The organism is Micromonospora sp. WMMA1949 (assembly GCF_027460145.1).
Classification (GTDB): Bacteria; Actinomycetota; Actinomycetes; order Mycobacteriales; family Micromonosporaceae; genus Micromonospora.
The window spans coordinates 5,224,564-5,250,279 of record NZ_JAPZBG010000001.1 but is presented as its reverse complement, the minus strand read 5'-3'; the positions used below and the strand labels follow the sequence as shown (position 1 = coordinate 5,250,279).

The following is a 25,716-nucleotide window of genomic DNA, read 5'->3' as shown; positions in this document are numbered from 1 at the left end:
AGCGTCCGGCCGGCCGTCACCGGGCGCCGGCCGCCCGGCGCTTGTTCCAGATGTCGAACGCCACCGCCACGAGCAGGACGAGACCCTTCACCACCGACTGGACGGACTGGTCGATGCCCATGAGCTGCATCCCGTTGCTCATCACCGCCATGATCAGGCCACCCACCATGGCGCCGACCACGGTGCCGACCCCGCCGGTGACCGCCGCGCCGCCGATGAAGGCCGCCGCGATCGCGTCCAGCTCGAACATGTTGCCGGCGGCCGGCTGGGCGCCGTTGGACCGGGACGAGTAGATCACGCCCGCCACGGCGGACAGGAAGCCCATGTTGACGAAGATCCAGAAGTTGACCCGCTTCACCCGCACGCCGGACAGCATCGCCGCGGGCAGGTTGCCGCCGATCGCGTACACCTGCCGGCCGAACACGGTACGGCGGGTGAGCAGGCCGTAGATCAGCACCAGAACGGCCAGCACGATGAGCACGATCGGCAGGCCGCGGGCGTTGGCGAGCTGCCAGGCGAACCACATGACCACGGCGCCGACCACCACGATCCGCAGGACGAACAGCGGGAACGACTCCACCGGCTGCTCGTGGCGCACCCGGGCGACCCGGGTCCGGAACACGGCCACCGCGTACCCGACGACGGCGAACGCGCCGATGAACAGCGTGAAGGCGTCGTAGCCCTCACCGCCCAGCAGTCCGTTGAGGAAACCGGCGGCGACCCGCTGGTACTCCTCGGGGAACGGCGACAGCGAGATGTTGTCCAGCACCCGCAGCGTGAGGCCGCGGAACAGGAGCATGCCGGCCAGGGTGACGATGAAGGCCGGGATCCCGGCGTACGCGACCCAGAGCCCGTGCCACGCGCCGACCGCGACGCCCACCGCGAGCGCGGCCAGCACGCCGGCCCACCAGGGCATGCCCTCGCGGATGACGAGCACCGCGGAGACCGCTCCGGTGAGCGCCACCACCGATCCCACGGACAGGTCGATGTGCCCGCCGATGATCACGATGACCATGCCGATCGCGAGCACCAGGATGTACGAGTACTGGAGCACGATGTTGGTGAGGTTGCCGGGGCTGAGCGAGACGCCGTCGGTGAGGACCGCGAACAGCGCGACGATCACTACCAGAGCGATGTAGATGCCGCTCTGCCGCAGGTTGCCGAGGATCAGCGTGCGCGGATCGCTGGTGCCGGTGTGCAGGGTCGCCGCCGCGCCGGTGTCCGGGGTGGCGATCTTCGTGGCGGGGGGAGGCTTGGTGCTGGTCATCGGACGAGATCCCTGTCCTTGGTCATGAGTTCCATCAGGTTCTCCTGGGTGGCCTCGCTCACCGGCATCTCCCCGGTGATCCGGCCGGCCGCGAGGGTGTATACGCGGTCGCACATGCCGAGCAGCTCGGGCAGTTCGGAGGAGATGAGGACCACCGCCTTGCCCTCGGCCACCAGCCGGTTGACGATCGTGTAGATCTCGAACTTCGCGCCGACGTCGATGCCCCTCGTCGGCTCGTCGAGGATCAGCACGTCCGGGTCGGTGAACAGCCACTTCGCCAGCACGACCTTCTGCTGGTTGCCGCCGGAGAGCTTGCCCACCACCGACATCACCGTCGGCGCCTTGATGTTCATGTCGCGCCGTCCCCGCTCGGCGACCTGGATCTCCCGGTTGCCGTCGATCCAGCCGTTGCGGGCGAGCTTGTCGAGCGCGGCGGCCGAGATGTTGCCCCGGACGTCGTCGATGAGGTTGAGGCCGTAGTGCTTGCGGTCCTCGGTGGCGTACGCGATGCCGTTCGCGATGGCCTCGGCCACCGTGCGCGTCCGTACCTCGCGGCCCCGGACGAAGATCCGGCCGCGGATGTCCCGGCCGTACGCCCGGCCGAAGACGCTCATCGCCAGCTCGGTGCGTCCGGCGCCCATCAGCCCGGCGATGCCGACGACCTCCCCGGCCCGCACGTGCAGCGACGCCCGGTCGACGACCAGGCGGTCCTGGGTCGGATGGCGCACCGACCAGTCCTCGATGCGCAGCACCTCGTCGCCGGGCGTCACGCTGCGGGTCGGGTAGAAGGCGGCCAGGTCGCGCCCGACCATGCCGCGGATGATCCGGTCCTGGGTGACGGCGCCGTCGGACATGTCCAGCGTCTCGACGGTACGGCCGTCGCGGATGACCGTGGTCGAGTCGGCGACGGCGGTGATCTCGCCGAGCTTGTGCGAGATCATGATGCAGGTGATGCCCTGGTCACGCAGCCGGCGCATCAGGTCCAGCAGGTGCGCCGAGTCGACGTCGTTCAGGGCCGCGGTCGGCTCGTCGAGGATCAGCAGCCGCACCTTCTTGGACAGCGCCTTGGCGATCTCCACGAGTTGCTGCTTGCCGACGCCGAGCTGGATGACGGGGGTGACCGGGTTCTCGTGCAGCCCGACCGACCGCAGCAGCGCCGCGGCCTCCGCGTTGGTGCGGTGCCAGTCGATGAGCCCGCCGCGGCCGCGGCGCTCGTTGCCGAGGAAGATGTTCTCGGCGATCGACAGGTACGGCACCAGCGCGAGTTCCTGGTGGATGATGACGATGCCGCGCGCTTCGCTGTCCTGGATGCCCCGGAAGCCGACCGGCTCGCCGTCGAAGACGATCTGGCCGTCGTAGCTGCCCGCCGGGTAGACCCCGGACAGCACTTTCATCAGGGTGGACTTCCCGGCGCCGTTCTCACCGCAGATCGCGTGGATCTCGCCGCGCCGTACGGCGAGCGAGACGTCCTGGAGCGCGGTCACCCCGGGGAAGGTCTTCGTGATGCCACGCATCTCGAGGATGTGATCGCTCATGTATCCGTCCTGCTCGTGGTCGTGGTGTCCGGAGCGGTCGGGCCCGGTGGCGCGGGTGGCCGCCGGGCCCGTCGCCGCGGGTCAGCCGGCCCGGCCGGCGGCCACCTCCTGCTCGGTCAGGTAGCCGGAGTCGATGAGGACGGACTTGATGTCTTCCTTGTAGACGGTCTGCACCGGCAGCAGGAAGGCGGGCACGACCTTGACGCCATTGTTGTACGCCTTGGTCTCGTTGGCCTTCGGCTCCTCCTTGCGCAGGAACGCCTCGGCGGCGATCACCGCCTGCTCGGCCAGCAGCCGGGTGTCCTTGAACACGGTCGAGCTCTGCACGCCGTCGTTGATGAGCTTGACCGACGCGACCTCGGCGTCCTGACCGGTCACCACCGGCATCTTCTTGGCGCCGCCGCGGTAACCGGCGTTCTGCAGGGCGGTGATGATGCCCCGGGACAGGCCGTCGAAGGGCGACAGCACGCCGTCGACCTTGCTGCCGTCGTTGTAGCTGGAGGTGAGCAGGTCCTCCATCCGCTTCTGCGCGGTCTCCTGCTGCCAGCGCAGGATGGCGGCCTGCTCGATCTTGGTCTGCCCCGACTTGACCTTCAGCGTCCCCGCGTCGAAGTACGGCTTTAGCGTGTCCATCGCGCCGTTGAAGAAGAACCCGGCGTTGTTGTCGTCGAGCGAGCCGGCGAACAGCTCCACGTTGAACGGACCCGTGGCGGTGCCCTTGGCGCCGTCCTTGGTGAGCAGCCCGAGGCCGACCAGGAGCGCGTTGGCCTGCGCCACGCCCACCTTGTAGTTGTCGAAGCTGACGTAGAAGCTGACGTTGGGGCTGTTGCGGATGAGCCGGTCGTAGGAGATGACCGGGATGTTCGCGGCGGCGGCGGCCTGGAGCTGGCCGCTGAGCGCGGTGCCGTCGATCGGGGCGATGACCAGCACGTCCGCGCCCTGGGTGATCATCTGGTCGATCTGCTGCGACTGGGTCGGGATGTCGTCCCCGGCGTACTGCAGGTCGACCTTGTAGCCCTTGGCCTGCAACTTCTCCTTCACCGAGTTGCCGTCGGCGATCCACCGTTCCGAGGTCTGGGTCGGCATCGAGACGCCGATCGTCAGGTCGCCGGGCTTGGCGGAGCTGGTGTCCGAGCCGCCTCCGGCGCCCTCGCCGCTGCACGCGGCCAGGCTGATCGCGAGCGCGGCGCCGCTGACTGCGGCCAGGATTCGTCTGCGCACGAGCGTCCTCTCCCCTCCGTGGGCCCCTGTGACACAGGTAACCGTCACGGCGAGTGTTAACGCTCACAAGTTGCCCCGTCAACCAATCGCGCGAAATGTGCATGTCTCTTTCTTGTAACAGAGACGGCGCTCCAGGTAGGACGCGACCGGACGTCGCCGGGGCGGCACGTCGTGCCGCCCCGGCGACGCCTGCGCTCAGGAGGCGGAGCAGGTGGGCGTCATGCCCGATCCGCTTCCGTTGCCCTGGAACCCGAACTCGGCGCTCTGGCCGGCGCCGAGCTGGCCGTTGTAGTCGACGTTCGTGAACCGCACCGTGCCGCTGTTGCCGCTCGCGGTGGCGCTCCAGGTGTTGGTGACGCTCGCGCCGGCCGGCAGCGTCATGGTGACGGTCCATCCCCGGGTGCCCGACGAGCCCGCTGTCACCTTCACGTTGGCGACGAAGCCACCGGTCCAGGAGTTCAGCGTCACCGAGGCCGTGCACCCGCCCTGGCCGGGCGGTGGCGTGGTCGGATTGTTGGGCGGCGGGGTGGTCGGGTTGTTCGGCGGCGGGGTGGTGGTCGGCGGCGGGTTGTTGGTGCCGGAGTTCAGCGCGTCGAGCACCGCGTTGTACGCCGCCTTCTTGTTGCCGGAGCAGTCGAACAGCAGCGCGTTGTCCGAGCCGCGCCACGAGTCGCAGTCCCGCACGCCCCACACCGTGATGCCGGTGCAGCGCGACACCGCCAGGCAGGCCCGGGTGACGGCGGCGTAGATGTTCGCCTGGTTGCCGCCGGTCATCACGTCCAGCTCGGTGATCTGCACCTCCACGCCCAGGTCGGCGAAGCGCTGGAGGTTGGCCTGGTAGTCACCGGGAAGCGTGGTGCCCAGGTGCGACTGGAAGCCGACGCAGTCGATCGGCACGCCACGCGACTTGAAGTCGCGCACCATGTTGTAGATGCCCGTCGACTTCGCGTTGATGCCGTCGGTGTTGTAGTCGTTGTAGCAGAGCTTCGCGCCCGGGTCCGCGGCACGGGCCGCGCGGAACGCGGCCTCGATCCAGTCGTTGCCGGTGCGCTGCAGGTTCGAGTCGCGGCGACCGCCGCTGCCGCCGTCGGCGAACGCCTCGTTCACCACGTCCCAGGCGTAGATCTGCCCGCGGAAGTGGGTGGCGACCTGGGTGACGTGGTTGATCGCGGCGTTGCGCAGCGCGCTGCCGGACAGACCCTGCGCCCACGACGGCTGCTGCTGGTGCCAGAGCAACGCGTGCCCGCGCACCGACATCCCGTTCGCCCGGGCGTGGCTGACCAGCCGGTCGCCGCCGGTGTAGGTGAACCGCCCCTGCTGCGGCTCGGTGGCGTCCCACTTCATCTCGTTCTCGGCCACCACGGAGTTGAACTCGCGGTTCAGCACCGTGGCGTACGTGTTGTCGGACAGCTTGTTGGTGGCGACCGCGGCGCCGAAGTATCGGCCCTTCTCGGCCGCCGCCGCGCGCAGCGTGGTGCCGGCGCTCGCGGTCGGCGCCAGGGCCACCGCCATCCCGGCGGCGAGCGCGCCGGCCAGGATGCCGGTGGTGAGCAAGGCTCTCGTTCGTCTCATGCGGATTCCTCTTCCGGGGGTCACGCGATGGTGGTGGTGCGACGTCCCGACTCCGCGTCCGGTGGCGGTGTCGGGGTACGACCAGCGCGGCTCGCCCGGTGAGCCTTGCGGCGCTCATGCCCTGCCATCGACTGTGAGCGATAACATCCCCCGGCGTCAACCCTTTCCGGCTAGGGATAGACGTCCTCGTGCGCCTTCCGGTAGTCGACGATCTCGTCCGGCCGCCCCGCGGCGGCGTGCCGCACCCAGGCCGGGTTGCCCAGCAGCGCCCGGCCGAGAGCGACCAGGTCGAACTCCCCGTCCGCCAGCCGCGCGGCCAGGCCCGCCACCGACTCCGGGCCGTCCGGGCGCAGGAACTCACGCCGCAGTCCGACCGAGCCCACGGTGATCGACGGCAGGCCGGTGAGGCGCTTCGCCCAGCCGGCCAGGTTCAGCGCCGAGCCGGCGAACGCCGGCTGCCAGAAGCGACGCTGCGAGGCGTGCAGGACGTCCGCGCCGGCCTCGGCGAACGCGGTGAGGATCTGCCCCAGCTCGGCCGGGGTGTCCGCGATCCGCGCGTCGAACGCCCGCTCCTTGAACTGGGAGAACCGCACGATCACCGGGCGGCCCACCGGCACCTGCGCGCGGACCGCGCGCACCACCGCGGCCGGGAACGCCGCCCGGCGCGCCGGGGAGCCACCGAACACGTCGGTCCGGCGATTCGTGTACGGCCACAGGAACTCGTCGAGCAGGTAGCCGTGCGCGGCGTGGATCTCGACCGCGTCGAACCCGGCCCGGACCGCCACCCGGGCCGCGTCCGCGTACGCCGCCAGCAGCACGTCGACGTCGGCGGCGGTCATCGCGCGCGGCGCCGGGCGGCCCGGCTCGCGTACCCCCGAGGGGGTCCACGCCGGAGCGCCGTCCACCGGTTCGCGCAGGCTGCCCAGGTGCCACAGCTGCGCGGCGATCCGGCCGCCGGCGGCGTGCACGGCCTCGACCACGCCGCGCCAGCCGGCCTCGGCCGCGCCGGGAGTCATCCGCGGCACGGTGTCCTCGTGGCCGGCGCTGGGGTGGTCCACCAGCACTCCCTCGGTGACGATCAGGCCGACGCCGGCCGCGGCACGGCGCCGGTAGTACTCGGCCATCTCCGGCGTCGGCACGCCACCCGGCGCGCGGTTACGGGTCATCGGCGCCATCACGAAACGGGACGGCAGCGGCAGTCCGGCGACGGTGGCGGGTTCCAGCAGCGGCGCCACCAACGATGCGGTGTCCAGGGTCGTGTTCATGACCCGAAGCTAGAAGTTGACACCGGTGTCAAGGGCAAGCGCTCAGGCGGCCGGATCCCGGGTGTCCTCGGTCACGCTCATGTCGGACACCACGTCGTCGAGCACCGCGACGGCGTGCGCGAGCCGTGCCATCTCGGCGGTCATCCGGGCCCGTTCCTCGCGCAGCCGGTCGGTCAGCCACGAGGTACGGATCTCCGGATCGGTCACGCAGGGCAGCAGCTCGGCCATCCGGCGGCTGCTCAGCCCGGCGTCGAACAGCCGCTGGATGAGCCGGACCCGGTCCACCGCCGATTCGGCGAAGACCCGCTGCCCGCTCGCGGTGCGCACGGCGGCGAGCAGGCCCTGCTGCTCGTAGTACCGGATGGACCGGGCGCTGACCCCGGTACGCGCCGACAACTCCCCGATCCGCATCACGCCTCCCCGCTCGTCGCACGTCCATCATCGAGCATGCCGCGCCGGTCAGGACAGCAGCTCGACGTACCCGTCGGTGCCGTGCACGCGGATCCGCCCGCCGTCGGGGATCAGCCGGGTCGCGTCCGGCACCGCCACCACGGCGGGCAGGCCGTACTCGCGGGCGATCACCGCGCCGTGCGTCATCAGTCCGCCCACCTCCGTCACCAGGCCCGCGACGGCCACGAACAGCGGCGTCCAGCTCGGATCGGTGTGCGCGGTGACGAGGATGTCGCCCGGCTGAAGGTCGGCACCGGTCAGGTCCGTCACCACCCGCGCCCGCCCCTCGACGACGCCGGCCGAGACCGCCAGCCCGGTCAGGGCGCCCGGCGGCACGTCGGCGCGCCGGTACGAGCCGTTCAGCGCCTCGCCGTCCGAGGTGAGCACCCGGGGCGGGGTGAGCGCCTGATGCGCCCGGAACTCGTCCCGGCGTCCGCGGATCAGCGCGGCGTCGGCCCGGCCGGTGGCCGCGACCTCGCGGAACTCGTCGAAGGTGAGGTAGAAGACGTCCTCCGGATCGGCGAGCACACCGGCGCGGGCCAGCCGGTCGGCCTCCACCATGAGCGCCTGCTTGTACACGGCGTAACGGCTGACGATGTCGTACTTCGGGTACTCCCGGTAGCCGGCGAACGTCCGTACCCGATCGATCATCGCCTGCGTCTCGGCGGCCTTGCGCTCGCCGTCCGGCAGGGCGCGCAGGCGGTCGAGCACCTCCCGGGCCTTCGCCCGCGCCCGCTCCCGGCCGTCGGCGAAGCGGCGCGCGGCGGCGCCCGGGGCGAAGGTACGGACGTGGTCGAGGATCAGCGGCACGAGCGTGGCCGGGCGCTCGCTCCACCGTGGCCGGGTGATGTCGATCTCGCCGACGCAGCGCATGCCGTACCGGTCGAGGTAGCCCTCGACGGCCGCGCGTGCCTCGACGCCGCCCGGCAGCTTCGGCAGTTCGTCCAGGAACCCGTCGTCGGCGCCGTCCCGCAGGAACACCACCACCTCGGGGTACGCGCGGATCACGTCGGCCACGTCGAGCAGCGCCAGCCCCATCTCGGCGGTGACGTTGCCGGGCGCGGACAGCGTAAGCGTGTCGGCCGCGTCGCGTTCGCCGAGCCACTCCCCCAGCTTGTCGTTGAGCCACCAGGCGGCCTGCATCCCCGCCATGATCACCTGAGCGCTCACCGGATCGGTGAGCACCCGCTTGTGCTCGGCGAACGCCTCGTCCAGGAAGTCGAACAGCCCGGACCCGGACCGGCCCCGGATGTCGCGGCGCAGGGCGGCGACCGACTCCCGGCTGCGCTCGACCAGCGCGGTGACGATCGCCGGGTCGGTGTCGATCGAGGGCGGCGGCCCGCTCGCGGGCGGGCCGGCCGGTGCGGGGTCCGGCGCGGCCGGTGCGGGGTCCGGCGCGGCCGGCACCACGTCCCGGGCGAGGACCGTCTCCAGCGCGTCCCGGGTGAGTGGGTCGGCCCGGCCGATCATGCCCAGGAACGCGGTCCGGCCCGCCGGGGTGGACAGGTGCGGCGTGGCGTCGACGAACAGCCGGCCGCCCGCCTCGTGCATCGGCGCCATGGCGGTGCGCCGCCACATCGACAGGCCCAGCGGCCTCATGGCGTCGGTCATCATCTGCTGGTGGCCCACGGACAGGTAGACGTGGAACCGCCCGTCGGCGGCGGCTGCCGGCACCGGGAACAGCGTGGTGATCGGCCGGCTCTGCAGGATGTGGACGTCGTCGCCGGTCAGCGCCCACTCGATGTCCTGCGGGCACCCGAAGCGCGCCTCGATCCGCCGCCCCAGCGCGGCGAGTCGTACCGCCTGCGCGTCGGTCAGCGCGGGAGACGCCTGCCGCGCCGGGTCGACGGGCGTCTCCCGGGTGCCGCCGCCGGGCACCGCGCGCACCGCCCGCGCCTTCTTGCCGATCGTCCGGCCGACCACCGAGCCGTCGCGGACCGTGAAGACGTCCGGGTTCACCAGGCCGGAGACCAGTGCCTCACCGAGACCGAAGCCGGCCTCGACCGAGACCACCGTCCGGTCCCCGCTGACCGGGTCGGCGGTGAACATGATCCCGGCCGCGTCCGGGACGACCATCAGCTGCACCACCACCGCCATGTCCACGGCCCGGTCCTCGATGCCGTGCCTCCGCCGGTAGGTCACCGCCCGCTCGGTGAACAGCGAGGCCCAGCAGCGGCTGACGTGCCGCAGCACCTCGGCCGCGCCCACCACGTTCAGGTAGGTGTCCTGCTGGCCCGCGAACGACGCGGTCGGCAGGTCCTCGGCGGTGGCGCTCGACCGCACGGCGTACGCGGCGTCCGCGCCGAACTCCGACAGCGCGCCGGTGACCGCCGCCGCGACCTCACCCGGCAGCGCGGTCCGCTCGACGGCGCGGCGGACCTCGGCGGCGGCCGTCCGGAGCGCCGCCGGGTCGTCCGCGTCCGCGCGGGCGAGCCGGTCCAGCGGTCCGGCGAGGGCCGGCGTCCGCGCCACCAGCCGGAAGGCGTCGGTCGCGACGCAGAAACCACCGGGTACGCGCACCCCGTCGATCCGCGTCAACGCGCCCAGGTGCGCGCCCTTGCCGCCGACGGCGGCGATCCGCGTCTCGTCCACCTCGTGCAGTTGCCACACGTACCGTCCGGTCATGCCGTGCCCCCGTTTTCGCAGCTCAATCCGCATCGGCCGTTGATTCTGCGGCATCACCGGGGCCTTGCGGCAAGACCCGGGGTGCGATATACGTTTGTAGTGGCGAGGAGATCGGTCTCCTTGCCTTTCGTTTTGCCGCAGTCTTTCGTTTTGCCGCACCACAACCCCCTGCCCTGGCCCGCTGCGCTCACGTGAGTCAGATCTCCCCGCCCCGGGTGGAGTGCCGGGGGCGCGACGGGGCAAGAAGCGACCACGAGGCCGCGACGCCGGCCTGAACGAGCGGGACCGGACGGGGTGGGGGAGACTCGGGCGATGAGCGGCGCTGACACCGACCCGCGTACGCGCGCCGACGTCTTCGCCGTCGACGGTGAGATCGGGCCGGACCTGGCGCGGATCGACTGGTCGGCGCACCCCCTGGGCCCGCCGGACACCTGGCCGCAGAGCCTGCGGACCGCGGTGCGGATCCTGCTGTCCTCCCGGTTCCCGATGTGGATGGCCTGGGGGCCGCAGCTCACCTTCTTCTGCAACGCCGCCTACCGGCGGGACACGCTCGGCCGCAAGTACCCGTGGGCGCTGGGACGCCCGGCGAACGAGGTGTGGGCGGAGATCTGGGACGACATCGGCCCCCGCGTGGACACCGTGCTGCGCACCGGCGAGGCGACCTGGGACGAGGGTCTGCTGCTGTTCCTGGAGCGGGCCGGCTACCGCGAGGAGACGTACCACACGTTCTCCTACAGCCCGCTGCGCGCCGACGACGGCAGCCTGGTCGGGATGCTCTGCGTGGTCAGCGAGGACACCGAGCGGGTCATCGGTGAGCGGCGGATGGCCACGCTGCGCGACCTCGGGTCGGACCCGAGCGTCATCCGCACCGAGCGGGAGACGCTCGCCTTCGTCAGCCGCCAGCTGGCCCGCAACCCGCGGGACCTGCCGTTCACGCTCACCTACCTGTACGACGGCGACGGCGGCGCCCGGCTGGTGGAGGCGACCGGGTTGGCGGCCGGGCACCCGGCGGCCCCGGCCACGCTGTCCCTCGACGACCCCGCTGCCCCGTGGCCGGCCGGCGCCGTCGGCGAGGGCGAGTCGGTGCGGGTCACGCTCGACGGCCCGGCCTTCGCGGACCTGCCGGCGGGCGTCTGGCCCGCCGCGCCGGCCGAGGCGCTGCTGGTGCCGCTGCGGCAGCAGGGCGGTGCGCCGTACGGGTTCCTGGTCGCCGGGCTGAACCGCTACCGGGCGCTGGACGACGGGTACCACGGCTTTGTGGAGCTGACCGCCGGGCACCTGGCGACCGGCATTGCTAGCGCCCGCAGCTACCAGGCGCAGCAGCGCCGGGCCGAGGAACTCGCCGAGCTGGACCGCGCGAAGACCGCGTTCTTCTCCAACATCAGCCACGAGTTCCGCACCCCGCTGACGTTGATCATGGGACCGCTGGACGAGCTGCGCGGCCGGTTGCCGGACGCCGACGAGCAGGTCCGCGCCGAGCTGGACGTCATCCGCCGCAACGGGCTGCGCCTGGGCAAGCTGGTCAACAGCCTGCTCGACTTCTCCCGGATCGAGGCCGGGCGGATGCAGGCCCGCTACGAGCCGGTGGACCTGGCCGCGGTGACCGCCGACCTGGCCAGCGTCTTCCGGTCGGCGATCGAACGGGCCGGTCTGTCCTTCGAGGTCGACTGCCCGCCCCTGCCCGAGCCCGCGTACCTGGACCGCGGCATGTGGGAGAAGGTGGTGCTGAACCTGCTCAGCAACGCGTTGAAGTTCACCTTCGAGGGCACCATCCGGGTCGAGTTGCGCGGCGAGGGCGACACGGCGGTGCTGCGGATCTCCGACACCGGCATCGGCGTACCCGCCGACGAGATGCCGCGCCTGTTCGAGCGGTTCCACCGCATCGAGAACGCCCGCTCCCGCTCCGGCGAGGGCAGCGGGATCGGCCTCGCCCTGGTAAAGGAGCTGGTCACGCTCCACGGCGGCCAGATCGACGCCGAGAGCACGGTGGGCCGGGGCACCACCTTCACGATCCGGCTGCCGTTCGGCACCGGGCACCTTCCCGCCGACGCGCTCGCTCCGGCGGGCACCGGCCGGACGCCGGCGTCGGCCGAGCCGTTCGTGCAGGAGGCGCTGCGCTGGCTGCCCGCCGACCCGGAAGCCGCCGTCGGCGGGGACGACCCGGCCGGCGAACCGGTCCAGCCGGTGCCCGGCGGGGCGGCGGCCCGCGTCCTGGTGGCCGACGACAACGCCGACATGCGTGAGTACCTCACCCGGCTGCTGCGCTCGGCCGGGCACGAGGTGCGGGCGGTAACCGACGGGCAGGCCGCGCTGGACGCCGCCCGCGCGCAGACCCCCGACCTGGTGGTCAGCGACGTGATGATGCCCCGGCTCGACGGCCTGCAACTGGTGGCCGCGCTGCGCGCCGACCAGCGTACGGCCGGCACCCCGGTGCTGCTGCTGTCCGCCCGCGCCGGGCAGGAGGCCTCGATCGAAGGGCTGGAGGCAGGCGCCGACGACTACCTGGTCAAGCCGTTCCCGGCCGCCGAACTGCTGGCCCGCGTCCGCGCGAACGTGGAACTGGCCCGGCTGCGCAACCACCACGCCCGCTGGCGTACCGCGCTCGTCGACTCGTTGCAGGAGGCGTTCTTCGTCTGCGACGAGGACGGCGCGGTGGTCGAGATCAACGCGGCGTTCACCGGCATCCTCGGCTACGGGACCGAGGGCCTGCCCTACCCGGCGGTGCACCCGTGGTGGCCGGACCGGGAGGCCGAGCCCGACGCGCACCGCCAGGTGGCGGCCGCGTTCTCGACGCTCGTGGGGCAGACCCGGGGCACGTACACCGTGCCGGTGACCCACCGCGACGGGCACCGGATCTGGATCTCGGCCGCGTTCAACCAGGTCGACGACCCGGACAGCGGCCGGCGGATGATCGTCGGCACGTTCCGTGACGTCACCGCCGAGCACTACGCGGTGCAGCGGGAGACTGCCCTGGCCGGGCTCAGCATGCGGCTGTCCCAGGCGGACGACCTCACCGACGCGCTGTCCGGGGTGCTGGACGAGTTGCGCAAGCTGTGGCGGGCCGCCGGCGTGCTCACCGCCGTCTTCGGTGACCAGCCCACCCCCGCCGTAACCGCCACCGACCCGGAGGCGCGCTGGGACACGTTGCCGCCGGAGCGCCGGCAGGCGTTGCTCGCGCTGCGGGACACTCCGCTGCTGACCCCGGTGGCGGCGCGTACGCACGGCGCCGGCATCGCCGTCGAGCACCCGCACGGCACGATGGCGGTCTGGATCGACCTGGGCGAGAAGCGGCCGTTCACCGAACAGGACCAGACCCTGCTGGCGCTGCTGGCCGGCCACATCGGTCAGGGGCTGCACCGGGTGCACCAGATCGACCAGCAGCGGGAGACCGCGCTGGCCCTGCAACGGGCGATCCTCGGTCCGGCGCAACTGCCCGCCGGTTTCGCCGTGCGGTACTCCCCCGCCGCGATGCCGCTCAAGGTCGGCGGCGACTGGTACGACACAGTGGAGCTGCCGGACGGGCGCATCGGCATCGTGGTCGGCGACTGCGTGGGGCACGGCCTGCAGGCCGCCACGGTGATGGGGCAGCTGCGCAGCGCCTGCCGTGCCCTGCTGTTGCAGGACCCGAGCCCGGCCCGGACGCTGGTGGCCCTGGACCGCTTCGCCGCGCTGCTGCCGGGCGCGTCCTGCGCCACCGTCTTCTGCGGCGTCCTCGACCCGGCCACCGGCCTGATGCGCTACTCCAGCGCCGGCCACCCGCCGGCCATCGTGGTCCGCGCGGACGGCACTCCGGAACTCCTGCGGCACGGCCGGTCCCGGCCGCTCGCCGTCCGTCCCGGGGAGGAGCGCCCGGAGGCGGAGGCGACAGTGCAGCCGCGCGCCACCCTGATGCTCTACACCGACGGCCTGGTGGAACGCCGCCGCCAGCCGATCACCGCCGGCATCGCCCGCGCCACCGACGCCATCCAGCAGGGACACCACGCGCCGGTCGAGGTCCTGGCGACCGAGATCATGGACCGGCTCGCTCCCGACGGCGGCTACCACGACGACGTGGCCCTGCTGCTCTACCGCCACCCCGGGCCGCTGGAGCTGGAGTTCCCCGCGGAGTCGACCCGGCTGGCCGAGGTCCGCAGCGCGCTGCGGGGATGGCTGGACCGCTGCGGGCTGGCCCCGGCCCACGCCTACAACATCCTGGTGGCGGCCGGGGAGGCATGCGCCAACGCCATCGAGCACGGGCACCGCGACGATCCGGGCGGCCGGATCCGCCTGCGTGCCGCCGCCACCGCCGGGGACCTGCGCTTGAGCGTCACCGACAGCGGCCACTGGCGGCACCGCGACCAGCCGTCCGACCCGCACCGCGGCCGGGGGCTCGTGCTCATGCGCGCGCTGATGGACAGCATCAGCGTCACCCCGGGGGCCACCGGCACCACAGTCGACATGCAGGCGAGGATCAGGCCATGAGCACGTCCCTGACGCTCACCACGAGCGACCGACCCGACGGCGGCCGCGTGCTGGCCGCCGTCGGTGAGATCGACATGAGCAACGCGTCCGCCTTCGCCGACGCGCTCGCCGAAGCCGTCCGGCCCGACGGCGAACCGCTGGTCGTGGATCTGACGAAGGTGGAGTACCTGGACAGCGCCGGGCTGGCCGCGCTGTTCCCGCACGCCGACCGGATCGCGCTGATCGCCGGTCCGCTGCTGGAGCCGCTGCTGACCATCTCCGGGCTGGCCGACCTCACCACGGTCCACAGCGCCTGACGCCGTAGCGGCGTCAGGCGCTGTCGCGGGACCGGGCGCGTTCGCGGGGTCAGGCGTTGCGCACGATCACCAGCGGCGAGTGGGCGTGGTGCAGCACCGCGTGGCTGACCGAGCCGAGCAGCAGCCCGCCCAGCGCGCCGCGGCCGTGCGCGCCGACCACCACCAGCTGGGCGTCCTTCGACTCCTCCACCAGCACCCGGGCCGGGGCACCGCGCAGCGACCGCTGCCGTACCGGCACGTCCGGGTAGCGCTCGGCCCAGCCGGCGACCGACTCGGCGACGACCCGCCGGGACTCCTCGGCGAGCGCCTCCGGGTCGTACACCAGGGGCAGGATGTCGCCGGGGCCGATCGGCGTGGGGTACAGCCAGGCGTGCACCACGATCAGCGGCGCGTCCCGGCGGGCGGCCTCCTCGTACGCGAATCCGACCGCCGCGGTGGACAGCTCGGAGCCGTCCACACCGACCACGACGGGCCCGTCGGCGCGCGCCTCGCCGCGCGTCACCAGGACCGGGCAGTGCGCGCGGGCCGACACCTGGAGCGTGACCGAGCCGATCAGCAGGCCGGCGAACCCGCCCAGGCCTCGGTGGCCGAGCACGATCAGCGCCGCCTCGCGGGACTCGGCGACCAGCACCGCCGCCGCGGCGCCGTCGACCACCACGCCGGTGACCGGTACGTCCGGCGCGACCTTGCCGGCCTCGGCGACCGCCTCGGCGACGCACCGTTCGGCCTGGTTGCGCAGGCCGGCGCCGGCGGGCGCCCCCGGGGCCGGGGTGAGCGGCGCGCGGGTCAGCGGCCAGATGAACGCGTGGACGACCTGCAGCGGCCGGTTCCGGGCGGCGGCCTCGCGGGCGGCCACCCGGACCGCGTCCAGCGAGGCGGCGGAGCCGTCCACGCCCACCACGACGGGTGCCTGCGAGTGGATCGTCATGTCGTCCTCCTTCACTCGTGCTCAGCCTGCCCGTCAGGCGGCCGGCCCGGCAGGGTCCGAGGTCCCGGCCGAAGGGCCGTTGGTCCCGCGGAAGCGACGGGTCAGCCGCAGCACCAGCCCGGGCAGCACGCCGATCGCGGCGCACGCGAGCAGGTCGAGCGCGCTGAGCGGGGACGTGCCGAGCAGCTCGCGCAGCGGCGGCAGCAGCACGCCGGCCATCTGGAGGGCCGCGGAGATCGCGACCGCCACCGGCAGCGCGAGGTTGCGCTCACGGGAGCCCGGGGTACGGATCGCGCGGACCGCCAGCGCCACACCGAGCTGGGCCAGGCCGAGCACCACGAACACCACGGACTGCCACGGCCGGTCCGACGCGGCGGCCCACACGCCCGCGCCGAGCGTCGCCGCCGCGATCAGCGCGCCGGTGACCAGCACGTCCCGGCCCAGGCCGGCGCCGAGCACCGACTCCTGCGGGGAGCGGGGCGGCCGGCGCAGCGTGCCCGGCTCGGCCGGCTCCGCGCCGAGCGCCACACCGGGAACACCGTGGGTGAGCAGGTTGATCCAGAGGATCTGCGCCGGCAGCAGCGGCACCGGCAGGCCGAACAGCGGGCCGAGCAGCATCACCGCGATCTCGGCCACACCACCCGCGAGCGCGTAGCGCAGGAACCGGCGGATGTTGTCGTAGATCCGGCGGCCCTCGCCGATGGCGGTCGCCACAGTGGTCAGGTCGTCGTCGACGAGCACCAGGTCGGAGGCCTGCCGGGCCACCTCGGTGCCGCCGCCCATCGCCACCCCGATGTCCGCGCGGCGCAACGCGGGGGCGTCGTTGACGCCGTCGCCGGTCATCGCCACCACGTGCCCCCGGGTCTGGAGGCCGGCGATGATGTCGAGCTTCTGTTCCGGTTGGGTCCGCGCGTACACCCGGGTCTCGGGGTGGGCGCGGCCCGGGTCGCCGTCGTCGCCGTTGGCGAGCGGGTCGCCGTCGCGCCAGAGCCCGAGCCGCCCGCCGATCGCGGCGGCCGTCGCCGGGTGGTCGCCGGTGATGAGGACCAGCCGGATGCCTGCTTCCTCGAAGCCCGCGGCGATGCCGGGCGCCGCCGCGCGCAGCGGGTCGCCGACCGCGACCAGGCCCAGCGGGCGCAGGCCGGCCGGCCGGGCCGGGTCCGGCAGGGTGTGCACCACGGCCGAGGCCACCGCCAGCACCCGCAGCCCTTCGGCGGCGAGCCGGTGCGCGGCGTCGGTCAGCTCGGCCAGTTCCCCGGCGTCGGCGTCGACCAGCGGCGCGGCCAGCAGGTTCTCCGGCGCGCCCTTGCAGACGACCAGGTAGCGCCCGTCGCAGCGGCGGTGCACCGTGGTCATCCGGCGCAGGTCCTGGTCGAAGGGCGCCTCCGCCACCCGGGGCCAGGCGTCGCGGGTGGCCTCCGGATCCAGGCCGCACCGGGCGGCGAACGTGACGAGCGCCGCCTCCAGCGGATCACCAATCGCTGTCCACTCCGGCCGCTCGTCGGTCGGCGGCGTCACCGTGGCGTCGTTGCAGAGCAGCCCGGCGCGGGCGAGGGCGCGCAGCTCGTCCGGCGCGCTCACCGGCTCGCCCCGGTGGTGCACCTCGCCGTCGGGCGCGTAGCCGGTGCCGGTGACGGCGTAGCGGTCGCGGCCGGGGACGACCGCGTGCTGCACCGCCATCCGGCCCTCGGTGAGGGTGCCGGTCTTGTCGGAGGCGATCACGGTGACCGACCCGAGGGTCTCCACCGCGTGCAACCGGCGGGGAATGGCGCGGCTGCCGGCCATCCGGCGCGCGCCCAGGGCGAGCGCCAGCGTGACGACGGCGGGCAGCGACTCCGGCACGGCCGCCACCACGAGGCTGACGGCGGTGACCGCCATCTGCGTCACCGGCTGCCCGTCGAGCACGCCGATCGCGAAGACCAGCCCGGAGAGCACCACGGCGGTCAGGCCGAGCACCCGGCCGAGCGAGGACAGGCGACGCTGCAGCGGCGTGGGCGCGGGGCGGGTCGCCGCGACCAGGGCGCTGATCCGGCCCAGCGCGCTCGCCGCGCCGGTACGCGCCACGGTCCCGGTGGCGCGGCCGGTGGTGACCACGGTGCCCGCATTCGCCTCCTCCCCCGCGACCCGGGTCACCGGCACCGACTCGCCGGTCAACGCCGACTCGTCCAGGCTGAGGCGTACCGCGTCGGTGAGGTCCAGGTCGGCGGGCACCACGTCGCCGGCCTCCAGCCGGACCAGGTCGCCGCGAACGAGGTCGGCGGCGGGCAGCACGAGGTCACGGCCGTCGCGGACCACACGCGCGGTGGGTGCGGCGAGCCGGTCCAGCGCGGCGACGGCTCGGTCGGCGCGGACCTCCTGCACCACGCCGATCGCCGTGTTGATCAGGACGACCAGCACGATCACCGCGGTGTCCGGGTAGTCGCGCAGCAGTGTGGTCACCACGGCGGCGGCCAGCAGGAGCGCCACCAGCGGGTCGGTGAGCTGGCGGAACACCCGGCCGGCCAGCCCTCGCTTGCGCGGGGCGGCCACGGTGTTCGGCCCGTCGGCGCGCAGCCGGGCGGCCGCCTCGGCCGAGCCGAGCCCGGTCGCGGGGGCAGGAGAGATCTCGGTGGGCGTCGTCGCCGCAGCGGGCCCGCCGTTGATCACCACATCGTCCTCCATGTCGTCGCCGCCCGCGCCGGGCAGTCCCAGCATGCCGCGCGACCCTACGTGGGTCGCAGGGCCGAGGGCCTGTCGGACCCGGGACCAACGGCCCCCCGGCGTTACGGGGCAGCGCGGCGCCCGGCTCGCCGGTAACGTCCGCGCGGTGAACCGGACACGCAGCGCCACCGGGCCGAGACCTCCGTCCCGTCACCGGTGGGTGCGGTGGACGCTCGCGGTGCTCCTGCTCGCGTCGGCGGGGTGCGGGAGGGGACTCGGAGAGGAGAGCGGCGACGCGCTGGCGCGCGACACCGCGGCGGTGGAGGCGAAGCAGCTCAACACGCAGCTGGGGCACCGCAACCGGGTGCGGGACGCCGGGTCGATCGCGGCGGCCGAGATCGTCCAGGAGCCGACGGACGCCGCGTCGGGCGGCGGTACGGTCCGGCGGGAGGCGCTGGCGTGGTCCGGCCGCACCGCCGGGGACGAGCGGGCCACCGTCGACGTGCGGTTCGTGGTGACGGTGCCGGAACGGCCGCCGGTGTCGATCGGCGGCGCGAGCAACACCGCCGGTGAGGCCACTCGCTGCTACCGCTACGAGTTCACGCTCTACCGCTACACGACGTACCACGAGATCGACTGTCCGAGCGGCGCCGCGCCCTCGCCACCGACGGCGGCGCCGGTGCCGAGGGTGCCCGAGGACGGGCGGCAGCGGCTCACCGCCGTGCTGCGCACCGCCACCCCGGAGACGCTGGCGGGCGCGGTGCGGGCCGCCTTCCCGCAGGACTGGATCACCGTCGACACGACGGTGCACGAGGGCGCGCTCGTCGCCGCCGTCGGCGTACCGGCCGAACGGGACTGCCTGCTGCTCGTCCGCACACCGGCCGGGAAGATCGAGTCCCCCGGGTACGACCGGATCTGGCTGGAGCCGGGCGAGACCGGCTGCCGGACCGCCCTCTACGTGGCGCCGCCGCGCTGACGGACCGGTTTGCCGCGCGGCGGCCGGGGCACCTGACGGTCATGACTGATCCGGAGCAGTTCCAGCGGCAGCAGGAGGGCGCGCTCGAGCGCGGGCAGGTCTTCCAGGACGCCGAGGGGCGGCGTACCCGGGACCCGGGCGCCGGCGCGGAGAACGCGGAGAGTGAGGCCGACCGCAACGCCGAGCACCTGGCGCGTGGCGAGGTGGGCCCGGGCGTCTCGGAGGACTGAGACTTCGGGCCCGGTTGTCAATGTAGCGTTGACGGGTGGCCCTGGCCGGCCTGTCCGAGATCGCCGCGGCGCGGGTCCGGCTTGAGGACCGGGAACTGGATCTGATCGACCGGGCCCGGCATGACGGCGCCACCTGGGCCGAGATCGCGCGGGCGCTGGGCCTGCGCAGCCGGCAGGCCGCCGAGCAGCGTCGGCAGCGCCTCGTGGCGGCCCGGCGGGTCCGCCTGACCCGGCTCGACCCGGCCGGCTCCCCCGACGTGCCGGCGCTCCGGGCCGCCGTCGCCGACCTGCACCGCTGGATCGAGGCGGACCGTTCGTGGGACGGCCGCTTCCCCCGCGCGGCGTTGACGCGCCGCACCTGCGCGCTCGCCCTCGACGCCACCGCCGGGCCGCTGTACGCGCTGGCCGCGCACCTCGCCGACGACCTGGCCGGGGCCGGTCGCAGGCTGCCCGCTCCGGTACGCGACGCCGCCCGGCGGATCGCGACAGCGCTGTCAACGGGGCATTGACGCACGTTCGAAGCCTTGCCCCGCCCAGGCTCACATCCCGAGGATGAGTCCTCCAGGCTCAACTCTCGGGGGACCCATGCGCCGCAACGCCTTCCTGTTCGTGGCCGTCTCGCTGCTGTCCGGCCTCGGCGGCAGCGCCATGGCCCTGGTGTCCGGCATCTGGATCCTGGACCTGACCGGCTCCACCGGCCTCGCCGCCCTGGCCGGCATGTGCGTCTACGCCCCGACCCTGGCCGGCCCGTGGCTCGGCGGCCTGCTCGACCGGGTGCCCCGGCGTTCCCTGGTGATCGGCGTCGACCTCGCGCTCGCCGCCGCGCTGCTGAGCCTGCTGGCGGTTCGCGGCCCCGGCGACGCGTGGCTGATCTACGCCGTGTCGCTCGCGTACGGCGTCGGCTACGTGCTCGTCCACGCGGGCGAGACCGCGCTGCTGCCCGCCGCGCTCCCCCCCGGCCCGCCTGGCCGACGTCAACGGCTGGCGGTCGAGCGCGCAGGAGGGCATGAAGCTGGTGGCGCCGCTGGCCGGGGCGGGCCTGTACGCGTGGCGGGGCGGGCACGTCGTCGCGGTGCTCGCCGCCGTCGTACCGGTGCTCGCGGCCGCCCTGTACGGCGCGTTGCGCCTGACGCGGGCCGTCCCCGCTCCCCCGGCCGCACGTCCGGCGGGAGTGCGGGACGGCCTCGCCGCGCTCCTGGCCCGGCGGGCGGTACGCGTACCCGTGGCGCTCGCGGCGGTGTCCATCGCGATGTCCGGCTTCACCACCGCGGCGCTGTACGACGTGGTGGTGACCGGCCTGGCCATGCCGTCGACGTTCCTCGGCGTGCTGGCGAGCGCGCAGGGCGCCGGGTCGCTGGTCGCCGGGCTGGTCGTCGGCCGGCTCGTCCGTCGCCGTGGTGAGATCGCGGTCGGTGCCGCGGGTGCGGTCCTGTTCGCCGCCGGCTGTCTCGGGCGCTGCCTGCCGTGGTGGCCGGGCACCGTGGCCGCCTCGGTGGTGGCCGGCGTGGGTCTGCCCTGGACGCTCGTGGCGGCGGTCACCGCCGTGCAGGCGTACACGCCGCAGGCGATGCTCGGGCGGGTGGCCGGGACGGCGAACACGGCGATGTTCGGCCCGATCACGCCGGCCATCCCGCTCGGGTCGGCGGCGGTCGCCGTGGGCGGCCGTCCGCCGCTGGTGGTCGCCGCCGTGGTGTGCCTGAGCGTCGCGCTGGGGACGACCGTCGGCGCACCTCGCCGGGGCGGGCCCGCCGCCGGGGCGGAGTCCGGCCGGGTCCGGGTGCGGGCCGGACCGGATGCGGCCCGTCCCCGGGGGTGACGGGGACGGGCCGCACGATCGTCAGCGCCAGGTGTCGGTGACGGCACGGGTGCCGCCGGCCGGCGTGGTGAGCGTCCGGTTCGCGCCGGACTCCCAGGTCACCGAGCCGTCCGGGTTCTTCCTGACGTATTTGTACTCGACCGCCGTGTTCGGCGGCAGGTCGACGGTGGCCCGCCAGACCGGGTACGCGGCCGGCGAGAGCGCGACGGCGGCGGCCGGGTTCCAGCCACCGAGCGCCGGGATGTTGCCGACGACGAACACGTTCTGCCCGTAGACGGTGGTCGCGGTGACGGAGAAGGTGGTGGCGACCGCCGTGGTGACGGTGTCGCCGCGGAACGTCTCGGTCACCGCGTACGTGCCGCCGGCCGGGGTGGTGAGGGTCCGGTTCGCGCCGGACTCCCAGGTGGCGGCGCCCGCGGCGGTCAGCTTGACGAACTTGTACTCCACGGCCGTCGACCGGGGCAGGTCGACGGTGGCGCGGTAGACGCCGCCGCCCTGCGCGGCGAGCGTGACGCCGTTCGCGGGCGTCCACGACCCCAGCGCGGGTACGTTGCCGACGACGCGGACGTCCTGCCCGGCGGCCAGGTTCGCGGTGACGGTGAACGTGGTGGCGATCCGGTCGCTCGGGCTGACCGTGGGCGACGCGCTCGGCGAGACCGTCGGAGAGGCGCTCGGCGAGACCGTCGGGGAGGCGCTCGGGGACGGGCTCGCGCCCGGCCGGGCGTTCACGTGGACGGCGACCGCGTCGTTGGCCGGGATGGTCACGGTGGCCCGGCCGCCGGACACGGTCACCGTACCGCCGGTGCAGCCGCTGCCGGTGGCGGCGCCGGAGATGACGTCGCAGTACCGGCCGTCGGCCAGCCCGGTGACGAAGGTGGCGGTGGTGGCGGAGCCGGAGTCGTTGATGCCGATCCACGCCCGGTCGCCCCGGTGGAAGCCGATCACGTTGCTGTTCACTGTGGTGAAGTCCGATACGGTCTTCACCGGGCGGGCGGCGTTGGCCCAGCCGACCATGCCCTTGACGCCGGTGGTGCGGCTCAGGCACGTCCAGGCGGCGCCGCAGACCGTGTCGGTGACCCGTCCGGTGCCGTCGTGCGGCGGGGACTGGTTGCGGTTGGACCAGGTGAAGCTGTCGTATACCGACGGCTTGCCGTGCGGGTAGGCCAGCGCGAAGTAGTTGGCCAGCACGTAGTCGGTGCCGTTCTTGTACGACAGCACCACACCGTCGCGCTCCAGGTCGTGGTTGGTGACCATGGAGAAGACGTTGGCGCCGGGCGCGTCGAGGTTCCAGTTCGGCACGTTCGCCAGCGCCGAGATCGAGCCCTGGAACGCCGAGCGGATGCCCTTGGCGTACGCGAAGTCGAGCACGTCGCCGTTGCCGATGTACGCGCGCGCCTGCAACGCCGGGTTGCTCGCCCCGTCGAAGATCTCCTGCGCGACGTAGGGCCGCCGGCCCTCGGCGACGGTGTTGTTCAGCTTGCCGAGAATGGCCGCGAAGTCGTCCTTGCGGATGTGCTTGACCGCGTCGACCCGGAAGCCGTCCACACCGAGCCCGATCAGATCGTTGAGGTACGCCGCGATCTTGTTGCGGACCGCCTCCTTCTCGGTGTAGAGGTCCGACAGCGACAGCAGCTCGCAGCTGGTCACCTGGGACTCGTTGTTCCAGTCGCTGATCGCGCCGCCGGTCGGGCAGTTGTCCCCGGGGCGGTGGAAGTCCCCGGCGCCGTACGGCACGGCCGGGTAGCTGTAGCCGGAGAACTCGGTGCCGGCGTAGCCGCGCGTACCGGCGGGGTTGTTGGTGCCGGCCATGTGGTTGACCACCGCGTCGACGTAGACGCGCACACCGGCGTTGTGGCACGCGGTGACCATGGCGGCGAACTGCTGACGGTTGCCGAACCGGCTGTCCAGCTTGTACGACACCGGCTGGTACACCTCGTACCAGGGGTACGCGCCGTCGGCGCTGGTGGGCAGCTGCACCGACTCCTGCGGCGGTGCCACCTGCACCGCGCCGTAGCCGGCCGGTCCGAGGTGGTCGGTGCAGGCGGCGGCGACCGAGGCCCAGTTCCATTCCCAGAGGTTGGCGGTCACCTCGCTGTCGTTGAGGACGACGGCGGCGCGGGCGGGGGTGGGGGCGGTGGTGGCAGCGGCGACGGCCACTGTGCCGCCGGCCGCGACGAGCGCGGCGGCGAGCAGCAGGCGACCGGCGCGGCCACGGGGGTGTGGCCTGGCGGATGGCATGGTCGGGGGACCTCTTCCGTGGGTTCGAAAGGGTGAGCGGGGGTGGGGCGGCCGTCCCGGGTAGCGAACACCATGCGCCATCCATGAAAGTCTTTGCAAGAGCTTGCGGCAAAGTTTTTGAAACCCGCAGGCAACACGAACGGACCCATAATCCGCTCCACCAGCGACGATCCACGCTGGACCTGCGATCGAGCGCCGAGGGCAGTTCCCGCCGCTCGGGACGAGCGGACCCGCTGCGCGGGACGACCGCAACTTCCGAACAAATTTTCCAACGTTTGCGGGCGCGACCGGCGGCCGGGTCAGAAGCGCCGGCGCGGCAGCCACCCCAGGAAGCGAGCCCTGGCCTGGGCGGGCGGCAGGGCCGGAAGGTCCTTGGTGGCGGCGACGAGGCAGGCGCCGAGATAGACGGCGAGCCCCGCTGTCGTACCGCCGAACTCGACGAGCAGCTGACTCTGCTTGGTGGGACACGGCCAGGCGGCGGCGCAGCCGCTGCACTGCCAGCTCGGCGCGAGCGGCAGGTGCGCGGGCGGGGCGTAACGGCGGGACGCGCTGTTGCGGCTCCGCCGGTCCGGGCGGGCCGGTGCGGTGAGGGCAGCCGGCCCCGCGAGTCGCCGGCGGACCCGGGTCAGCGCCGCGCCGACCCGCACCAGCGCCTCCACCCCCACACGCTGGGCCAGCACGGCGGTGAGCAGGTGATGCCCCAACGCGTCGAACTCGTCCAGCGTCCACTTCCGCCGACGGCAGAACTCGTGCAGCGCACCGCCGTCGGCGTCGGACGGATGCCCCAGGGCCTCCTCGATCGTCTCCCGCACCGCCGTTGCCAGGGTCGGCTCGTGTCCCCGGAGCCGACCGGCCACCCGATGATCCGCTGTGAGCTGCCGGAGCGACGCCGCCGCCGCCTTCCGGGCCACCTCCCGTGCATTCGCCATGTCCACCTGCGCCCCCTCGACCACCGCAGCAAGCCGGCGTCGACTTTTCCGCACCGGCGGACGCCGGGCTAGTCCCGTAAGCGCACGGAAGGCATGCCATTGATCGCTTAGCGCAAAAGCCATTGATGGGATTCGGGATATGCAGGAATCCCATCGGGCAATAGCATTCGGAGAGGTGAGATTCCTTCGCTCCCCGCGGTGACAACTTCCGCTCCACTCCCCGGACGAATACGGCAGGGGGACGACGTGAGGCACAGCCCCATCGTCAGTCATCACTTCCGGAGCCGTCGGCCCGACCTCATTCACCATTACCTCACCGAGGCCTACGGCACGCGAGGCATGCGCCTGCGCGGCAATGGCGGGTACCGGCTCAGTCACCGCCGGCTCAACGCCGGCGCCTTCCGGATGGACCGGGTCGCGCAGTCCGGCGATCTGCGCATCGACGTCGAGCAGCTCGATTCCGTTGTCGTCTGCCAGAGCGCGAGCAGCATGGTGAGCCGCGTCGTCGACGGCGAACCGCATTCCTTCGGCCCCGGCGACGTATTCCTGAACGCGCACCCGGGCCATCCGTACCGGCTCCGGTGGCGCCGCGGCGAGGTGCTCCTGGTCCAGTTGGACGCGGACCTGCTCCACCAGGTCGTCTCCCCCGTTCCCGGGCGGCGGCCCGTGCCGGTCCGGTTCACCGGCCTCCAGCCGGCCTCGCCGGTCCTGGCCGAGCACTGGCGGTCGACGGCCCGCTACGTCCGCCACGCCGTGCTGGGCAATCCCGAGGCGAGCCGCCACCCGCTGGTGCTCGGCACGGCGGCGCGCATCCTCGCGGCGGCCGCGCTCGCCGTCTTCCCCAACACCGCCCTGACCGACCCGGGGCGCCAGGACCGGCGCGACGCCTCGGCGTCGACGCTCCGCCGGGCCATCGCCTTCATGGAGGAGAACGCACACCGGGACATCAGCCCGGCGGACGTGGCAGTCGCCGCCGCCGTGTCCCTGCGATCCCTGCAACTGGCCTTCCGGCGCCATCTGGACAGCACACCGGCGGCCCACCTGCGGCGAATCCGGCTGGAACGGGCACACCAGGAGCTGCGAATGGGCGACCCGAGGCGCGAGACCGTCAGCCGGATCGCCACCCGATGGGGCTTCCTGAGCCACAGCAGGTTCACCGCCCACTACCGGTCCGTGTTCGGCATCCCACCGAGCCGTACGCTGCACGGCTGACCGGAACGGCCCGGCCCGCGAACGGGGCGGGCCCCGGCCCGTCGCGGCGCGACGG

The 25,716-nt window shown here is 73.4% G+C and carries 17 protein-coding genes and 1 pseudogene; 7 read left to right on the top strand and 11 right to left on the bottom strand.

The window, feature by feature from the left end; translation table 11 throughout:
- Positions 1 to 16: 16 nt before the first annotated feature.
- The 7 genes from mmsB to rph all read right to left on the bottom strand — a co-directional run bounded on the left by mmsB (position 17) and on the right by rph (position 9,935).
- Positions 17 to 1,267: a multiple monosaccharide ABC transporter permease gene (mmsB, locus tag O7607_RS24480; RefSeq protein WP_269705544.1), complete on the bottom strand. Its 1,251-nt coding sequence runs from the start codon at positions 1,265 to 1,267 to the stop codon at positions 17 to 19.
- Positions 1,264 to 2,802, bottom strand: coding sequence for a multiple monosaccharide ABC transporter ATP-binding protein (gene mmsA, locus O7607_RS24475; protein ID WP_269705543.1), 1,539 nt, complete (start codon positions 2,800 to 2,802; stop codon positions 1,264 to 1,266). The genes mmsB and mmsA overlap by 4 nt, the downstream gene beginning before the upstream one ends.
- An 81-nt stretch (positions 2,803 to 2,883) precedes the next feature.
- Positions 2,884 to 4,023, bottom strand: coding sequence for a multiple monosaccharide ABC transporter substrate-binding protein (gene chvE, locus O7607_RS24470; protein WP_269705542.1), 1,140 nt, complete (start codon positions 4,021 to 4,023; stop codon positions 2,884 to 2,886).
- A 195-nt stretch (positions 4,024 to 4,218) separates the two neighbouring features.
- Positions 4,219 to 5,595 carry an endo-1,4-beta-xylanase gene (locus tag O7607_RS24465; RefSeq protein ID WP_269705541.1) on the bottom strand — a complete coding sequence of 459 codons (1,377 nt, stop codon included), beginning with the start codon at positions 5,593 to 5,595 and terminating at the stop codon, positions 4,219 to 4,221.
- Between the two features lie 170 nt (positions 5,596 to 5,765).
- Complete coding sequence (locus O7607_RS24460) at positions 5,766 to 6,860, bottom strand: oxidoreductase (protein WP_269705540.1); 1,095 nt, start codon at positions 6,858 to 6,860, stop codon at positions 5,766 to 5,768.
- 42 nt (positions 6,861 to 6,902) lie between these two features.
- A complete protein-coding gene (locus O7607_RS24455) occupies positions 6,903 to 7,271 on the bottom strand; it encodes a MerR family transcriptional regulator (protein ID WP_269705539.1) in 369 nt (122 codons plus the stop codon).
- A 48-nt stretch (positions 7,272 to 7,319) separates the two neighbouring features.
- Positions 7,320 to 9,935: a rifamycin-inactivating phosphotransferase gene (gene rph, locus O7607_RS24450; RefSeq protein ID WP_269705538.1), complete on the bottom strand. Its 2,616-nt coding sequence runs from the start codon at positions 9,933 to 9,935 to the stop codon at positions 7,320 to 7,322.
- Between the two features lie 312 nt (positions 9,936 to 10,247).
- Here rph and O7607_RS24445 point away from each other — a divergent pair, with 312 nt between their 5' ends.
- Both O7607_RS24445 and O7607_RS24440 read left to right on the top strand, forming a co-directional pair.
- The gene (locus tag O7607_RS24445) at positions 10,248 to 14,396 is read left to right on the top strand and encodes a SpoIIE family protein phosphatase (RefSeq protein ID WP_269705537.1); all 4,149 of its coding nucleotides are present in this window, start codon (positions 10,248 to 10,250) and stop codon (positions 14,394 to 14,396) included.
- The gene (locus O7607_RS24440) at positions 14,393 to 14,692 is read left to right on the top strand and encodes an STAS domain-containing protein (protein WP_269705536.1); all 300 of its coding nucleotides are present in this window, start codon (positions 14,393 to 14,395) and stop codon (positions 14,690 to 14,692) included. Before O7607_RS24445 ends, O7607_RS24440 begins: the two co-directional genes overlap by 4 nt.
- A gap of 49 nt (positions 14,693 to 14,741) precedes the next feature.
- Here the strand turns inward: O7607_RS24440 and O7607_RS24435 are convergent, their stop codons facing one another.
- Positions 14,742 to 15,620: a universal stress protein gene (locus tag O7607_RS24435; protein WP_269705535.1), complete on the bottom strand. Its 879-nt coding sequence runs from the start codon at positions 15,618 to 15,620 to the stop codon at positions 14,742 to 14,744.
- 33 nt (positions 15,621 to 15,653) lie between these two features.
- Complete coding sequence (locus tag O7607_RS24430) at positions 15,654 to 18,314, bottom strand: cation-translocating P-type ATPase (RefSeq protein ID WP_269705534.1); 2,661 nt, start codon at positions 18,312 to 18,314, stop codon at positions 15,654 to 15,656.
- Positions 18,315 to 18,426: 112 nt separating this feature from the next.
- Here O7607_RS24430 and O7607_RS24425 point away from each other — a divergent pair, with 112 nt between their 5' ends.
- The 4 genes and pseudogenes from O7607_RS24425 (at position 18,427) to O7607_RS24410 (ending at position 21,282) form a co-directional block, all read left to right on the top strand.
- A complete protein-coding gene (locus O7607_RS24425) occupies positions 18,427 to 19,236 on the top strand; it encodes a hypothetical protein (protein ID WP_269705533.1) in 810 nt (269 codons plus the stop codon).
- 41 nt (positions 19,237 to 19,277) lie between these two features.
- Positions 19,278 to 19,466 (top strand): ribonuclease, encoded by a 189-nt coding sequence (locus O7607_RS24420; RefSeq protein WP_269705532.1) that lies wholly within the window; start codon positions 19,278 to 19,280, stop codon positions 19,464 to 19,466.
- 35 nt (positions 19,467 to 19,501) lie between these two features.
- On the top strand, positions 19,502 to 19,975 hold the full coding sequence (locus tag O7607_RS24415; RefSeq protein WP_269705530.1) for a hypothetical protein: 474 nt from the start codon (positions 19,502 to 19,504) through the stop codon (positions 19,973 to 19,975).
- Between the two features lie 76 nt (positions 19,976 to 20,051).
- A pseudogene (locus O7607_RS24410) lies at positions 20,052 to 21,282 on the top strand (MFS transporter).
- Positions 21,283 to 21,303: 21 nt separating this feature from the next.
- Here O7607_RS24410 and O7607_RS24405 read toward each other — a convergent pair.
- Both O7607_RS24405 and O7607_RS24400 read right to left on the bottom strand, forming a co-directional pair.
- Positions 21,304 to 23,520 (bottom strand): carbohydrate-binding module family 20 domain-containing protein, encoded by a 2,217-nt coding sequence (locus O7607_RS24405; RefSeq protein ID WP_269705529.1) that lies wholly within the window; start codon positions 23,518 to 23,520, stop codon positions 21,304 to 21,306.
- A 299-nt stretch (positions 23,521 to 23,819) separates the two neighbouring features.
- Complete coding sequence (locus tag O7607_RS24400) at positions 23,820 to 24,449, bottom strand: hypothetical protein (RefSeq protein ID WP_269705528.1); 630 nt, start codon at positions 24,447 to 24,449, stop codon at positions 23,820 to 23,822.
- Between the two features lie 198 nt (positions 24,450 to 24,647).
- Between O7607_RS24400 and O7607_RS24395 the strand changes: the two genes are divergently transcribed.
- A complete protein-coding gene (locus O7607_RS24395) occupies positions 24,648 to 25,661 on the top strand; it encodes a helix-turn-helix transcriptional regulator (protein WP_332367322.1) in 1,014 nt (337 codons plus the stop codon).
- Positions 25,662 to 25,716 lie beyond the last annotated feature (55 nt).